Origin of the sequence: Psychromonas sp. SA13A (assembly GCF_011378715.1) — a bacterium.
In the GTDB taxonomy this organism is placed as follows: Bacteria; Pseudomonadota; Gammaproteobacteria; order Enterobacterales; family Psychromonadaceae; genus Psychromonas.
The window spans coordinates 34535-49589 of record NZ_WTKU01000014.1; the positions used below are offsets into that span (position 1 = coordinate 34535).

13 protein-coding genes are annotated in these 15055 nt (G+C 38.5%); 5 read left to right on the forward strand and 8 right to left on the reverse strand.

Annotated elements, in window-relative coordinates; genetic code table 11:
• Positions 1-67: 67 nt before the first annotated feature.
• Together GQR44_RS12895 and GQR44_RS12900 are read left to right on the forward strand one after the other, a co-directional pair.
• Complete coding sequence (locus GQR44_RS12895; RefSeq protein ID WP_240923655.1) at positions 68-853, forward strand: DeoR/GlpR family DNA-binding transcription regulator; 786 nt, start codon at positions 68-70, stop codon at positions 851-853.
• A gap of 178 nt (positions 854-1031) precedes the next feature.
• The gene (locus GQR44_RS12900; protein ID WP_166372171.1) at positions 1032-1910 is read left to right on the forward strand and encodes a diguanylate cyclase; all 879 of its coding nucleotides are present in this window, start codon (positions 1032-1034) and stop codon (positions 1908-1910) included.
• A 133-nt stretch (positions 1911-2043) separates the two neighbouring features.
• Here GQR44_RS12900 and ychF read toward each other — a convergent pair whose 3' ends face one another.
• From ychF to nadK, 8 genes are all read right to left on the reverse strand, one after another.
• The gene (gene ychF / locus GQR44_RS12905; RefSeq protein ID WP_166372172.1) at positions 2044-3135 is read right to left on the reverse strand and encodes a redox-regulated ATPase YchF; all 1092 of its coding nucleotides are present in this window, start codon (positions 3133-3135) and stop codon (positions 2044-2046) included.
• A gap of 23 nt (positions 3136-3158) precedes the next feature.
• Positions 3159-3749 carry an aminoacyl-tRNA hydrolase gene (gene pth / locus GQR44_RS12910; protein ID WP_028866982.1) on the reverse strand — a complete coding sequence of 197 codons (591 nt, stop codon included), beginning with the start codon at positions 3747-3749 and terminating at the stop codon, positions 3159-3161.
• Between the two features lie 2 nt (positions 3750-3751).
• Entirely contained in the window at positions 3752-4378 is a 627-nt protein-coding gene (locus GQR44_RS12915) for a 50S ribosomal protein L25/general stress protein Ctc (protein WP_166372173.1), read from the reverse strand.
• A gap of 258 nt (positions 4379-4636) precedes the next feature.
• Positions 4637-5584, reverse strand: coding sequence for a ribose-phosphate pyrophosphokinase (locus tag GQR44_RS12920; protein ID WP_166372174.1), 948 nt, complete (start codon positions 5582-5584; stop codon positions 4637-4639).
• A gap of 81 nt (positions 5585-5665) precedes the next feature.
• Positions 5666-6526, reverse strand: a complete 861-nt coding sequence (ispE, locus tag GQR44_RS12925) for a 4-(cytidine 5'-diphospho)-2-C-methyl-D-erythritol kinase (protein WP_346774355.1) — start codon at positions 6524-6526, stop codon at positions 5666-5668.
• A gap of 8 nt (positions 6527-6534) precedes the next feature.
• Positions 6535-7149 (reverse strand): lipoprotein insertase outer membrane protein LolB, encoded by a 615-nt coding sequence (lolB, locus tag GQR44_RS12930; protein WP_166372176.1) that lies wholly within the window; start codon positions 7147-7149, stop codon positions 6535-6537.
• Positions 7150-7586: 437 nt separating this feature from the next.
• The gene (gene recN, locus GQR44_RS12935) at positions 7587-9266 is read right to left on the reverse strand and encodes a DNA repair protein RecN (RefSeq protein WP_166372177.1); all 1680 of its coding nucleotides are present in this window, start codon (positions 9264-9266) and stop codon (positions 7587-7589) included.
• 334 nt (positions 9267-9600) lie between these two features.
• On the reverse strand, positions 9601-10500 hold the full coding sequence (gene nadK, locus GQR44_RS12940) for an NAD(+) kinase (protein WP_166372178.1): 900 nt from the start codon (positions 10498-10500) through the stop codon (positions 9601-9603).
• 140 nt (positions 10501-10640) lie between these two features.
• On the opposite strand from nadK, the gene grpE reads away from it, so the two are divergent.
• From grpE to dnaJ, 3 genes are all read left to right on the forward strand, one after another.
• Positions 10641-11249: a nucleotide exchange factor GrpE gene (grpE, locus tag GQR44_RS12945; RefSeq protein ID WP_166372179.1), complete on the forward strand. Its 609-nt coding sequence runs from the start codon at positions 10641-10643 to the stop codon at positions 11247-11249.
• 412 nt (positions 11250-11661) lie between these two features.
• Positions 11662-13581: a molecular chaperone DnaK gene (dnaK, locus tag GQR44_RS12950; RefSeq protein WP_166372180.1), complete on the forward strand. Its 1920-nt coding sequence runs from the start codon at positions 11662-11664 to the stop codon at positions 13579-13581.
• 103 nt (positions 13582-13684) lie between these two features.
• Positions 13685-14806, forward strand: coding sequence for a molecular chaperone DnaJ (dnaJ, locus tag GQR44_RS12955; RefSeq protein ID WP_166372181.1), 1122 nt, complete (start codon positions 13685-13687; stop codon positions 14804-14806).
• Positions 14807-15055: the final 249 nt, after the last annotated feature.

The window sequence follows — 15055 nt, forward strand, 5'->3', positions numbered from 1 at the left end:
AAGCAGGTATTTTCGCGCACAACACTCTGAATAATTAATAGATATTACGGCATAATCAAGTAAGATCATGAAAAAAACCGCAGGGGATAATATGTTACAACAACAAAGGCACAGCAAAATTCTTGAATTATTAAGTCAATTGGGCCGTGTTTATGCAACTGAATTGAGCCTGCAATTAGGTGTGTCTGAAGATACGGTACGCCGAGATTTAAAATTATTAGATGAACTTAAGCAATTACGTCGTGTGCATGGTGGCGCTTTACCTTTGCAGCATGAAAGCCAAGAGTATCGCCAACGCCATGAAGAAATCGACCCCTTAAAGCAACGTGTTGCACTAGCTGCTATTCCGTTAATTAAAGAGGGGCAAACGATTCTGATTGATTCGGGAAGTACTTGCCTACAACTTGCAATGAATTTACCGACGCATTTTAATTTTACCGTGGTTACGCCAAGTCCGCTGGTGGCCACTAAGCTTATCCACCATAATAATATTGAGTTGATTTTGTTAGGTGGGAAAATATTCAAACCTTCGGTGATGGCACTTGGTGCAACCACTAATGCTATGTTAAGAAAGATTCATTTTGACTGTAGTTTTTTAGGGGTGTGTGCGTTACATCCAAGCCAAGGGTTAAGCATTAATCATATTGATGAAGCAGAAACATTATCCACTATTATTGAGCAATCAGAGCAAGTGGTGACCTTAGCGTCCTATTTGAAATTAGGAAAAATGGCGACACATAAAGTTTGTGATGCGCACAAAATTGATTGCCTAGTAACAGATTCAAGCTCAGACCCTAAGCTATTAGCCTTATTTTCAGAGCAAGGGATTGATATTAAAATTTGCGCTGATTAACCTCGATGAGTTGCAAACAATACCAAGTTAGCTACGCTATACAGGCTAATAAACTGCAATATTAGCCAATGAAATATGAGTCACTGGAATATTAGGTAAATAGAATAAAGTCAAAATGCTATATTTTTAAGCGAATAACAGTAAACAGCATTCGAAACATAGGGAAGTTTAGAAAGTTATGTCTAAAAATGAATCGGTGTTGATTGTTGATGATTCACATGTCACCTTAAAAATATTAGCCTCATGTCTAAAAGATTTGCATCAAGTTAAAATTGCGACTAATGGTGCAGCATGTTTGCAAATAGCTCAAATACATCCTCAACCTGATCTTATTTTATTAGATGTCACTATGCCGGATATGGATGGTTATGAAGTCTGCGAGCAGCTTAAGAAAAACCCCCTGACTGCTGCGATCCCTGTGATTTTTCTTACTGGTTTAGACGCTGAGAAAGATGAGGAAAGAGGTTTATTAATTGGCGCCGTTGATTACATTACTAAACCGGTTCGACCTGCAATTGTGGTCGCTCGTGTTAAAACACATTTAACGCTTAAATTGCAACGAGATAAGCTCAACCAAATGGCTTTTCATGATCAATTAACTGGATTATATAATCGTCATTATTTAATGGATATTGCAGAAAGAGAGGTGTTGACTGCAAAACGTCATCACTTTGCACTTTGGGTCTTAATGATAGATATTGATCATTTTAAAAAGATCAATGATACCCATGGCCATGCAGTGGGTGACGTTGTTTTACAAGCAGTAGCAGAAACATTAGCGCAGGATTGTAGCGATCAAGATTTGATTGCTCGCTCCGGTGGTGAAGAGTTTGTGATCCTATTTGATCCCTGTGAAGATGAAGAGGCATTTAATAAAGCCGTGGGTTTATTGGATGCGATTGAATCACTTAACCCGCACAATATTAATGTCACTATCAGTATCGGTATGGCAAAAATATCAGAGCAAGATGAAAATTTTGGACGCTTTTTAAAACGTGCCGATGATGCTTTATATGAGGCGAAAAAGAATGGTAGAAACAGGTTAGAAATTGCTTAATTTAGGTTTTTCTTAGCTTATCGTTTTTAACTGTGCAGGGAAAAAAGAAAAAAGAAAAAAGAAAAAAGCTAAAAAGTAAAAACAAAAAAGGCAACCGAAGTTGCCTTTTGATATTTAGTAAGCAGATTAGCCTTTAAACATTAAAGCGGAAGTGAATCACATCGCCGTCTTTAGTGACGTAAGATTTACCTTCTAAACGCCATTTACCTGCTTCTTTTGCGCCGGCTTCGCCTTTAAATTCAACAAAGTCATCAAAACTAATAATTTCAGCGCGGATGAAACCACGTTCAAAATCAGTATGAATTTTACCAGCTGCTTGCGGTGCAGTTGCGCCAACAGGCACTGTCCAAGCACGTACTTCTTTAACACCAGCTGTGAAGTAAGTTTGTAGGTGTAATAGCTCGTAACCGCTGTAGATAACTCGATTAAGACCTGGTTCGCTTTGACCAATACCTTCTAAAAACTCAGCTTTGTCTTCATCATCTAATTCTGCAATTTCAGATTCAATCGCAGCACAAACAGGTACAACTACCGCGCCTTCTTTCTCTGCAATTTCACGTACTTTGTCTAAGAATGGGTTATCTTCAAAACCATCTTCAGCAACGTTAGCAATGTACATAGTCGGTTTAAGCGTTAAAAAGCTTAGGTAGTCTATTGCTGCACGTTCTTCTTTTTCAAGTTCTAAACCACGAACCATACCGTCAGCTTCTAAATGTGCTTTGATACGTTCTAGAATAGGTAATTCGAATTTAGCGTCTTTATCGCCGCCTTTGGCTTTTTTACCTAAGCGTAAAATAGCGCGGTCACAACTTTCTAAGTCGGCTAGTGCTAATTCAGTGTTGATGATGTCAATATCTTCCTGTGGGTCTATTTTACCCGCAACATGAACGATATTGTCATCTTGGAAACAACGCACAACGTGTCCGATAGCATCTGTTTCACGAATGTTTGCTAGGAATTTATTACCAAGACCTTCACCTTTTGATGCGCCTTCAACTAAACCGGCGATATCAACAAATTCCATGGTCGTTGGTAAAACTTTCTGCGGATTTACAATCGCAGCCAGTTGATCTAAACGTGGATCAGGTACAGGAACGATGCCAGTATTTGGCTCGATTGTACAAAAAGGAAAGTTAGCCGCTTCAATGCCTGCTTTTGTTAATGCATTAAAAAGGGTCGATTTACCAACATTGGGTAAACCAACGATACCACATTTAAAACCCATGATTTTATCCTATTAATTAACTGTTATTGTGCTTTGAAACTATGTAAGCGATTCATCGCTTTTTCTATGCCGTCAACACCTAAAATGTGTGTGCAACGGGCAGCTTCATCGATACTTTGCTCGATCAAATTCTGTTCAGTACTTGTTGCTTTACCAAGTACATAACCGCTAACACGACTTTTATCGCCCGGATGGCCGATGCCGATACGTAAACGGTAGAAATTTTTATTATTGCCTAACTTGGAAATGATATCTCGCAAGCCATTATGCCCACCATGACCGCCACCCAGTTTAAACTTTGCTACTCCTGGGGAAATGTCTAACTCGTCATGGGCTACTAAAATCTCTTCTGGTTTAATTTGGTAGAATTTTGCCATTGCGATAACAGCTTTACCACTAAGATTCATAAATGTAGTTGGAACTAATAAACGAATGTCGTTACCCGCAAACTGAATACGACCGGTAAGACCAAAAAACTTTGCTTCAGGTTTTAGCTGAATGTTTTCTTGTGAGGCGAGTTGTTGTATGTACCATTGTCCGGCATTGTGTCGAGTATTTGCATATTCGGGGCCTGGATTAGCCAGGCCCACAAGCAATTTAATCGTAGTTGACACGATTACTCAGCAGCGTCAGCTGCTTCTGTTGCTTCTTCTTCTTCGCCTTCAGCAGCTACTTTCTTAGCTGTGATAGCTAGTACTGGTAAATCATGCTCTTCGCCTTTAGCAAGCTCAGCAGACTCAACACCTTTAGGTAATGTGATATCAGAGATGTGAACTGTTCCACCAATTTCAACATTTGCGATATCAACTTCGATGAACGCAGGTAAATCAGCTGGTAAACAAGTTACTTCTAACTCATTTGCTAAGTGAGCAATAACGCCACCATTTTTAACAGCTGTAGCAGTTTCTTCGTTTAAGAAGTGCAGCGGTACAGTTGTTTGTAATTTATGTGTTGCATCAACACGTAAAAGATCTAAATGTTGGATACGCTCTTTGAAAGAGTGACGTTGAATAGCTTTAAGCAATACTTGCTCAGAAACACCATCAATTTCTAAGTTCAATACTGAAGAGTAAAAAGCTTCAATAGATTCAACTTTCATTAATTCTTTGTGTTCGAAAGTAAGAGATACAGGATCTTTTCCTGAACCGTATACAACACCAGGTGTTTGGTTTGTGTGACGTAGGCGGCGGCTCGCACCTTTCCCTAAATCTGTACGGCTTGTTGCTACTAATGTAATTGACATGGTAAAACTCCATTGTTGAAAAAACAAAATGTCTTTTCAAATTAAAATAGATTATCGTTTGCGACCAGCGATAACCGCCTTTTTCCCCGTTAGGGTGTATAAAAAAGGCGCGCCATAGTAACTCAGTAAACGCTTTTGTACAAATTAAATGCATAAAAAAAGCGCTTATTTATAACAAATAAGCGCTTCTCAAAATAGAACACAAAGAGAGGGTAACTATCTCGTTGTTTCCTTAGTTATAAAAGTAAAACATGAAACCTAGTAATGGAACATCGCAGAAATTGATTCTTCGTTGCTCACGCGGCGAATAGCTTCAGCTAACATTCCGCTTAAAGTCAGTTGCTTAACTTTACCAGTCGCAAGGATTTCATCTGTTAATGGGATAGAATCCGTTACGATAAACTCATCAATTACAGAGTTTTTAATGTTCTCTAGTGCTGAACCAGAGAAAACAGCATGTGTTGCATAAGCATAAACTGATAATGCGCCACGTTCTTTAAGAGCAACAGCTGCTTGACATAATGTACCACCGGTATCGATCATGTCATCAACGATAATACAGTTACGGCCTTCAACATCACCAATCAAATGCATAACTTGAGCAACATTTGCTTTAGGGCGACGTTTGTCAATGATTGCTAGATCAGCATCATCTAATAGTTTAGCGTGTGCACGTGCACGAACTACACCACCGATATCTGGAGAAACAATCATTGGGTTTTCTAGTTTTTTCTCTAACATATCTTCTAATAGCACTGAGCTACCAAATACGTTATCAACAGGTACATCGAAGAAACCTTGAATTTGTTCAGCATGTAAATCAACAGTCATTACACGGTCAACGCCAACATTTGAAAGGAAGTCAGCAACTACTTTAGCAGTAATTGGAACACGGCTTGAGCGAACACGGCGATCTTGGCGAGCGTAACCAAAGTATGGGATTACAGCTGTAATACGACCAGCTGATGCGCGACGAAGTGCATCGATCATTACAATCAATTCCATTAAGTTGTCGTTCGTTGGTGCACAAGTAGATTGCACGATGAAAATATCATCACCACGAACATTCTCATTAATTTGCACGTGAATTTCGCCATCACTAAAACGACCTACGTCTGCGCTTCCTAATTTGATGAAAAGACGATCTGCTATTTTCTGAGCTAGATCGGGTGTTGCGTTACCTGCAAATAGTTTCATGTTTGGCACTTTGAGGACCTCTTTCATCCTGTTGATTTAGTCAATGACGCAATGTCATTAACAAGTGTAATTAATTGAAATTTCAACTAATTAGTCTGATTTTTTTGTAGATAATAATTCACGTAGAGGTGAAGTATTTAAGCCTTCCGCGGTGAAGCAATTCAACCATTCTGGCGTTTGTTGTGCTAATAACTCAGCTTCATTAGCATGGTCAAATGTGCTAAACACACATGCCCCTGTCCCAGTCATTTGAGTCGGGGCGTATTCTAGCAACCAGTCGATGGTATTAGCAACCACCGGATAGTGTTTTTTGACGCAAGGTTCGCAATCATTTGTCCATTTGTTGCTCATAAGTTGCTCATGTTGAAGCTTTTTTGTATCCCTTTTTAAATATGGATTTTTAAAGACTTCAGGGGTAGAAATATGGCAATCTGGTACCGCTACTAAATAATGAGCTTGTTTCGGCTGAACGGAATGCAAAATTTCGCCCACGCCTTCTGCAATTGCAGCTTTTCCATGAATAAAAATAGGTACGTCTGCGCCCAATGATTTACCTAGCTCAGCTAAGGTCTGTTCACTTAAATCTAAATCCCAATGGTAATTGAGTGCGACTAGTGTTGTCGCTGCATCCGATGAACCGCCGCCTAAGCCACCACCCATCGGGAGGTTTTTCTCTAAATCAATATGCGCACCCAATGAGCAACCTGTATGTTGTTTTAATAACATCGCAGCTTTATAGATAAGATTACTTTCCAGTGGCACACCTTCAATAGCAGGACTGATGCTAATATTGCCACTGTTATTCGCAGTTATGGTGAGGTGATCACAGCGATCAATAAACTGAAATAAGGTTTGTAATTCGTGGTAACCATCGGCACGTTGTCCGGTGATATATAAAAAAAGGTTTAACTTCGCAGGTGCAGGCCAGCGAATAGATTCAGTTTGCATAATAAACTCGATTAGTTTGTTACTTTCCATTGATTAATAGCTATTTTGACGCGGATATCATCGCGCTTAAGATTTACTTTGGTGGGTAAAAGGGTGCCAGAGAAAACTTGGTATTGTTGGAAGTCAACTTCCCAAATATTTTGGCTTGCATCTAAACCCACTAGTTCACTGACTTGCTGTTGATCATTGAGTTGGTAAGAGGCATTCGCAGGATTACCTTTGATCCATTGTTGTAAGGCAGCAATAGGAAGATCTAAACCAGGGGAGAGTTGTTTAATTAAAGTGTTGGCATCTTGTCCTGTAAACACTTCATCATCATTGTTGATAATCTCAACTCCTTGTTCATTTTTAGTGACTTGTAGAATACGAGTACCAATAAAAGTAGTTAATTGAATTGAATAATCATCACCTTGTTGTTGCCAATAAATATTGGCACTTTGGCGATCCGACTCAAGGAAAATAGCCAGCTTACCGGTGAGTGTCCAGTGATCAAGTTGTTGTAATGCTTGCTGTTGCTGTTCCCAAGTCTGATTTGTTAATAGCGTATTGTCTTCAGAATCTGAGTTATTAAATTGAGAACAACCAGAGAGGGTAATAATAAATATCAGTGAAAGTAATTTTTTCATTGCTAAAGCCAGTCGAGAAAAGTGGTTTTAATATATCAAACTATTTTAGTGACCGCTTTGTTCTTTTGGTTTTGTCTCACTAACCGCATTAAACATTTAATAGATTATTTAGCGCCGCTTTGTTTTGTGAGGTAGGTTATTGCTTTGCGTGGTTTCGTTATTCTGCGCAGTATCATTACACCTAGTTTCCATGATCAGCGTGAGAATTGATATTACCTACAAGCTGGACTTAATCAGTTTTTATTGCAAAAAATAGGTTAAGGCGGAACAAGGCTTAATAGTTAGGTGGTAGGTAATGCATTACCTTGAATGAGTAATGCATTTTGATTGATAATGGGGGCGGGCAATTAACCAATTAACCAATTAACCAATTAACCAATTAACCAATTAACCAATTAACCAATTAACTCATTTATGAAATTAACCAATTAACTCATTTATGAAATTAACAATTCTTTTGCGTTAGCTAATGTATGTTCGGTAATACTATCTCCGCCTAATAACCTTGCGAGTTCATGAATACGTTCTGATTCATCTAATAATTGCATATTAGTATTGGTACTTTTACCGTCACTATGTTTATTAACAATCATATGTTGATGACCGTTACCTGCTACTTGCGGTAAATGCGTAACACAAAATATTTGTGTACTTTCACCAAGTTGACGTAATAAGTTACCAACCACTGCCGCCGTTGCCCCACTGATACCTACATCAACTTCATCAAAAATTAACGTTGGTGTTGAAACGCGTTGGCTGATGATCACTTGAATCGCTAAGCTGATACGTGATAATTCCCCACCCGACGCAACTTTACCTAAATTTTGTAACCCTTGCCCTGCATTTGCTGCAACTTGGAATTCGATGCCATCAATACCAAGAGGGCTAAGGCTATCAGCACCGTGTTGAGTCATTGCAACTTCAAATTGACCATCTTCCATATTAAGTTTCTGGATGCTTTGAGTAATCTTTTTGCTTAATTCTTTTGCGTAACGCTGACGGCTTTGACTGAGTTTTTGTGCATGTTTAATATAGTCTTGTTTTGCGCTATCAAGATCAATCGTCAGTTTCTCTATTTGTGCTTCGCTATTATTAAGTTGTTGATATTCTTTGCTAAGTTTTTGGTGGAACGTATATAACATTTCTGGTTGAACTTGGTGCTTTCTTGCTAATGTCAGCGCTTGGCTTAAACGTGATTCCAATTGCTCAAATTGTTCTGGGTCCAGTTCTAGTTGTTCACTGTATTGGCGTAATTCGTAGCCTGCTTCTTCAATTTGAATCACGGCTTCTTGTAACGAAGTGACAATGCTTTCAAGCTTACTATCGTGCTGAACTTGTGATTCAAGTAATGAAATACTTTTCTGTAATAGTGTTAGTGCATCAACGTCGTCTGAATCCGTTAATAAACTTAAACTGATTTGTGTGTTCTCTAAGAGCGCGCCACTGTTGGCTAATTTTTTATGCTCGGACTCTATTTCTGTAAACTCGTCCTCTGCTAATGCAAACTCATCTAATTCAATGATTTGGTATTCCAATAACTGTTTACGTGCTTGTTTTTCTTGCTGACTTAACTGTTGTTGCTGTAATTGTTTTTTTAGAAAGTGGCAGCCTTGGTAAGTGTCTTTTACTTTTTGTACTAGTTGTTGATGGTTGGCATATTCATCAATAATCGATAGCTGTATATCAGGACGTAATAAACTTTGGTGTGCATGTTGACCGTGAATGTTAACTAATAGCTGGCCTAAACTTTTTAACTGAGAAAGCGGTACAGGGGTTGCATTAACGTAAGCACGCGAACGTCCTTCTTTAGTAATAATTCGGCGTAATAAACATTCGTTAGGGTTATCGCTCAGGCTATTTTCTAAATCATTATTACTTAACCATGCAAGTGCATTTGGTGTGTCACTCAGGTTAAAGCGAGCGCTCACTTCTGCTTTATCTGTACCTTGGCGGATCATGCTTGCATCCGCGCGGTCACCAAGACATAGGCCTAATGCATCGATAGCAATTGATTTACCTGCACCTGTTTCACCTGTGATTGTGGTCATACCTTGGTGAAAATCAAGCTCTAGAAATTTCACAATTGCAAAGTTCTGAACAGTTAATTGGCTTAGCATAAAATAGATATCCTATGATTATCTTAACGATTATATTAACAACGAAATGACCATTAGTTAAAAGCAGTAGTTTAAAACACTCGTTTTAAAAGTACTGTTTAAATAAACAGTTTATGATTGCAGTTTAATACTGTTTTTTTAAACAGTAAAGTGCTGTTTGTCTAATTTTCGTTAATTTATTAATACTGTTCATTTTCTTATTGATATAGAAATGTTGTTTTGGTTAATAACAAATACGTGTTGAAAGGGGAGATTGAATGGTAATGGTTAGGGGAACACTTAAACCAATACAAACCTTGGGTAGTCTGTACTGGTTTTTAGTCAGTTAAATATATTAAAACAGTTTATTACCCCAGCCAAATTTAGTTTGAAGCACGTTAAAGTAGTTGTAATTATGAGGGTGCACCAAGTGCAATTTATGCTGCGTCTTTTTAATAATGACTTCATCGCCAGGTAACACTGATAAATTAACATGACTGTCGCAGCTGATTTGCATTTCTATCGTATTAGACTGTGCCATTTTTAATCGCACAATACTATTGGCATCAATAACAATAGGGCGGCTGTTAAGGGTGTGAGGAAACATCGGTAATAAACTAATCGCATCCAGTTTTGGCGTTAAAATTGGGCCGCCTCCTGACAGAGAATAAGCTGTTGAACCGGTTGGAGTAGATAGGATCAAACCATCTGCACGTTGGTTGATCATAAAGTTATCATTAACATATACTTCAAATTCGATCATATGTGCAATTTTATCGGGATGTAACACTGCTTCATTAACCGCTGTGCTACTGCTTTTCATATGGCCGTGGCTATGCACTTGTGCTTCTAATAAAAAACGATGTTCAGTTTGATAGTTACCTTCTAATACCTCACTAAGTGGTTGTTCAAAGTTATCAGGGTCTAAATCTGTTAAAAAACCTAAATTACCCCTATTTACACCAATCACTGAAATATCGAATCGTGCTAGCACTCTAGCAGCCCCTAACATATATCCATCGCCACCGACGACTATCGCTAAATCGCATTTTTGGCCAATCCCCACTAAATCTTCATAGCGTATTTGTGGTAGCTCTAAATCATCTGCTAAACGCAGGTCAACAATGATTGAATGACCACGAGCTTCTAAAAAATAATACAGGCTAGTTAGTGTCTGTAGCGCTTCACTGTGTTGTGGTTTGCCGATTAACCCAATGGTTTTAAATTCAGATTGTTGCTGATTATCCAGACTCATAGAATGCCTACTTGCGAAAAAACGATGACTTTCAGTATACCTGTTATAAATGTTTTTATTAACAGGCTTGAAACTATTATTACTATCCCCATAATAGAGCTTATAAAACTGACCCAAATAATATTAAGTAGGATTGAATTATGAGCGAAGAACAAAAAAAGACTGTTGAAGAAGCAATTGAAACCGTTTTAGGCGAAGAAGCTGCCGAGCAAAATGCAGAAACAATAACTGAAGATGTTGCTGTCGAAGTTGTTGATGAGCAAGCTCTTCAAATTGAAACGTTAACTAAAAAATTAGCGTTGGCTGAAGAAGCATTATCAGAGCAAAAAGATCTTGTGATCCGTGCTCAAGCTTTCTCTCAAAATGAAATCCGTAAAGCAGGTATTGACGCTGAAAACCGTCGTAAATCTGTTTTAAGAACATTTGCTAATGCATTAACGCCAGTTGTTGATCACTTAGAACTAGCAATTCAACACGCAGATAAAGAGAATGAAACCTTAAAACCTATGGTTGATGGCGTTGAAATGACTTTAACTGAACTATTGAAAGCGATTGCAAGCATCGGTATTCAACAAATCGATCCAATTGGTGAAACATTAAACCCTGAAAAGCATCAAGCAATGAGTATGCAAGTGGTTGAAGGTGTTGCGCCTAACCAAGTTGTTGCTGTTATGCAAAAAGGTTATGAGTTAAATGGCGGTCAAGTTATTCGTCCAGCAATGGTTGTGGTTTCAAAAGCTGCAGAATAAATTTTTTGAAAGCTAAAAGCTTGTAAAAGTATTGGCTAAAATAAAAATGAATAAAAAGGTGCTTTAGCACCTTTTTTTATGACTACATCGCCCTAACTATTAAATGTTAGGCAGGGGCGGTTAAAGGCATTGCTTTAAATAATTTTGATTAACTCAATATTGTGCCTAGAGACAAGTGAGCGGTTGTTTGTTGCTTTATAAAAATGTAGCGCTTTAATCATTGATTTTAAGCAATAGAGCAGCTTAGTGATTTACTGCAATAAGCATTATTTAAAAAAAAGTCATTTTTTTTGCTTGTAGCCCTTGAAACAAAAAAATAGCCCCTTATATATAAAGTATCGAACAGACACTGCCAGCGTGCAGTTAGTCAACTAAACAAGTAACAACATTAACAAGTGTGGAGAGAGTTAAAATGGGTAAAATTATCGGTATTGATTTAGGTACTACGAATTCATGTGTTTCTGTACTGGATGGCGATGTAGCTAAAATCATTGAAAATGCAGAAGGCGAACGTACTACTCCTTCAATCATTGCTTATGCAGAAGATGGCGAAATCTTAGTAGGTCAACCTGCTAAACGTCAATCTGTAACTAACCCAACAAATACTTTATTTGCTATCAAACGTCTTATCGGTCGTCGCTTTGAAGATGAAGAAGTACAACGCGATATTAAAATCATGCCTTACAAAATTGTAAAAGCTGATAACGGTGATGCATGGGTTGAAGCACGCGGCAATAAAATGGCGCCTCCACAAATCTCTGCTGAAGTTTTGAAAAAAATGAAAAAAACAGCAGAAGATTACCTAGGTGAAAAAGTATCTGGCGCTGTAATTACTGTACCTGCTTACTTTAACGATGCTCAACGTCAAGCAACTAAAGATGCTGGCCGTATCGCGGGTCTAGATGTTAAACGTATCATCAATGAGCCAACGGCTGCTGCATTTGCTTACGGTGTTAACAATTCTAAAGGCGACAGCGTTGTTGCTGTATACGACTTAGGTGGTGGTACTTTCGATATTTCAATCATTGAAATCGACGAAGTAGATGGCGAAAAAACATTTGAAGTATTAGCAACTAATGGTGATACGCACTTAGGTGGTGAAGATTTCGATAACCGTCTAATCAACTTCTTAGTTAAAGAGTTCCAAAAAGAGCAAAACTTCGATCTAACTAAAGATCCACTAGCGATGCAACGTGTTAAAGAAGCTGCTGAAAAAGCAAAAATAGAGCTTTCTTCTGCACAACAAACTGATATCAACCTGCCATACATCACTGCAGATGCATCAGGTCCTAAACATTTAAACATTAAAGTAACTCGTTCTAAATTAGAGTCTTTAGTTGAAGATATGGTTAAAGCAACACTTGAGCCATTACGTATTGCACTTAAAGATGCTGACTTATCTGTTGGTGACATCGATGATGTTATCTTAGTTGGTGGTCAAACTCGTATGCCTTTAGTACAAGCAGCAGTTGCTGAGTTCTTTGGTAAAGCAGCACGTAAAGATGTTAACCCTGATGAAGCAGTTGCAATGGGCGCGGCGATTCAAGGTGCTGTACTTTCAGGTGACAAAACTGACGTATTATTATTAGACGTTACACCGTTATCTTTAGGTATCGAAACAATGGGTGGCGTATTAACGAAAGTTATTGATAAAAATACAACTATCCCAACTAAACAGTCACAAACATTCTCAACTGCTGAAGATAACCAAAGTGCGGTAACTATCCACATTCTTCAAGGTGAGCGTAAACGTGCTGCGGATAACAAATCTTTAGGTCAATTCAACCTAGAAGGTATTCGTGCTGCATCTCGTGGTGCACCACAAATCGAAGTAACATTCGATATGGATGCTGATGGTATCTTGCATGTATCTGCTAAAGATAAAGATACAAACCAAGAACAAAAAATTACGATTAAATCAAGCTCAGGTCTATCTGACGAAGAGATTGAAAAAATGGTAAATGACGCAGAAGCAAATGCTGATGCTGATAAAAAGTTCGAAGAAATGGTAACTGCACGTAACCAAGGTGATGCATTAGTACACAGCACTCGCAAACAAATTGAAGAAGCAGGCGACGCACTACCAGCTGATGATAAAGAAAAAATCGAAGCTGCGTTAACTGAACTAGAAGCTGCAATTAAAAGCGAAGACAAAGAAGCAATTGAAACTAAAACTCAAGCGCTAGCTGAAGCATCACAAAAACTAGCTGAAGTTGCTCAACAAAAAGCACAAGCTGGTGAAGCCGGTGCAGAACAACCAGAAGCACAAGCTAAGCAAGATGATGACATCGTTGATGCTGAGTTTGAAGAAGTAAAAGACGAGAAAAAATAATTAGGTAACCCCTAAATAAGTAAGATCGTTTCAACTCGCGGGTTATGGATTTATCTATAATCCGCGTGTTTGTTTTCAATAAACAGAGATTTGAGAAATAACCATGTCTAAACGAGATTGTTATGAGGTACTTGGTTTAAGCCGAGATGCGTCAGAGAAAGAAGTTAAAAAAGCTTATAAACGCTTAGCGATGAAGTACCACCCAGATCGTACTAAAGGTGATGATGCGCTAGAAGAAAAATTCAAAGAAGTAAAAGAAGCTTACGAAATTCTTAGCGATCCCCAAAAGAAAGCCGCATTTGATCAATATGGTCACGATGGTGTTAATCAGCAAGGTCAAGGCGGTGGTGGTTTCGGCGGTGGCGGTTTTGACGATATCTTCGGAGATATTTTTGGTGGTGGCCGCCGTGGCGGAGCGCAGCGTCCTCAACAAGGTTCAGACCTACGCTACAACATGGAGCTAACATTAGAAGAGGCCGTTAAAGGTATCTCTAAAGAAATCCAAATTCCAACATTAGTACATTGTGAACAGTGTAATGGTTCTGGCGCTAAGAAAGGCACAGATACTAAGACTTGTGGCACTTGTCATGGCCAAGGCCAGGTGCAAATGCGTCAAGGTTTCTTTGCAGTTAATCAAACGTGTCCTACTTGTCGTGGTAAAGGTAAGATTATCACTGACCCATGTAACAAGTGTCACGGTGAAGGCCGTTACGAGCGCAGTAAAACTTTATCAGTTAAAATTCCAGCCGGCGTTGATACTGGCGACCGTATCCGTTTAAGCGGCGAAGGTGAAGCGGGAGAGCAAGGTGCACCTGCTGGTGACTTGTATGTACAGATGAATGTACGTCCGCATGATGTGTTTGAGCGCGACGGTAATGATTTATATTGTGAAGTGCCAATTAGCTTTACTGAAGCTGCATTAGGCGGGGAAATTGAAGTCCCTACTTTAGATGGCCGCGTGAAACTAAAAATACCTGCAGAAACGCAAACAGGACGTATGTTCCGTATGCGTAATAAAGGCGTTAAATCAGTGCGTAGTCACTCTACAGGTGATTTAATGTGTAAAGTGACTATTGAAACACCAGTTAAATTATCAAGCAAACAGCGTGAATTATTAAAAGAGTTTGAAAACTCATTGGGTTCAGGTAGTAGTAAAAAGCACCAGCCTAAGTCTGAAGGTTTTTTGAATAGCTTAAAAACATTTTTTGACGATATAAGTAAATAACCTATTTTATGATAGGATAGGTCGCTTTCGAGCGGCCTTTTTTTTTCCTGATAATAAATTATCTAACAGAAAAAGTGCTGGTTTTTAGCAAAAAGTAGCAAATGGTAAGCGCTTTATTTAGCGATCTTATGCTAGTAGTATTGGCTACCATTCGATTTAAAGACTGTAATAATGTTCGCTATTTTGATTGTTTATTTTTGCGCTAGGTTTTATTCCTTAACCTAAAGATGAATAATCAAGTGACAAAAA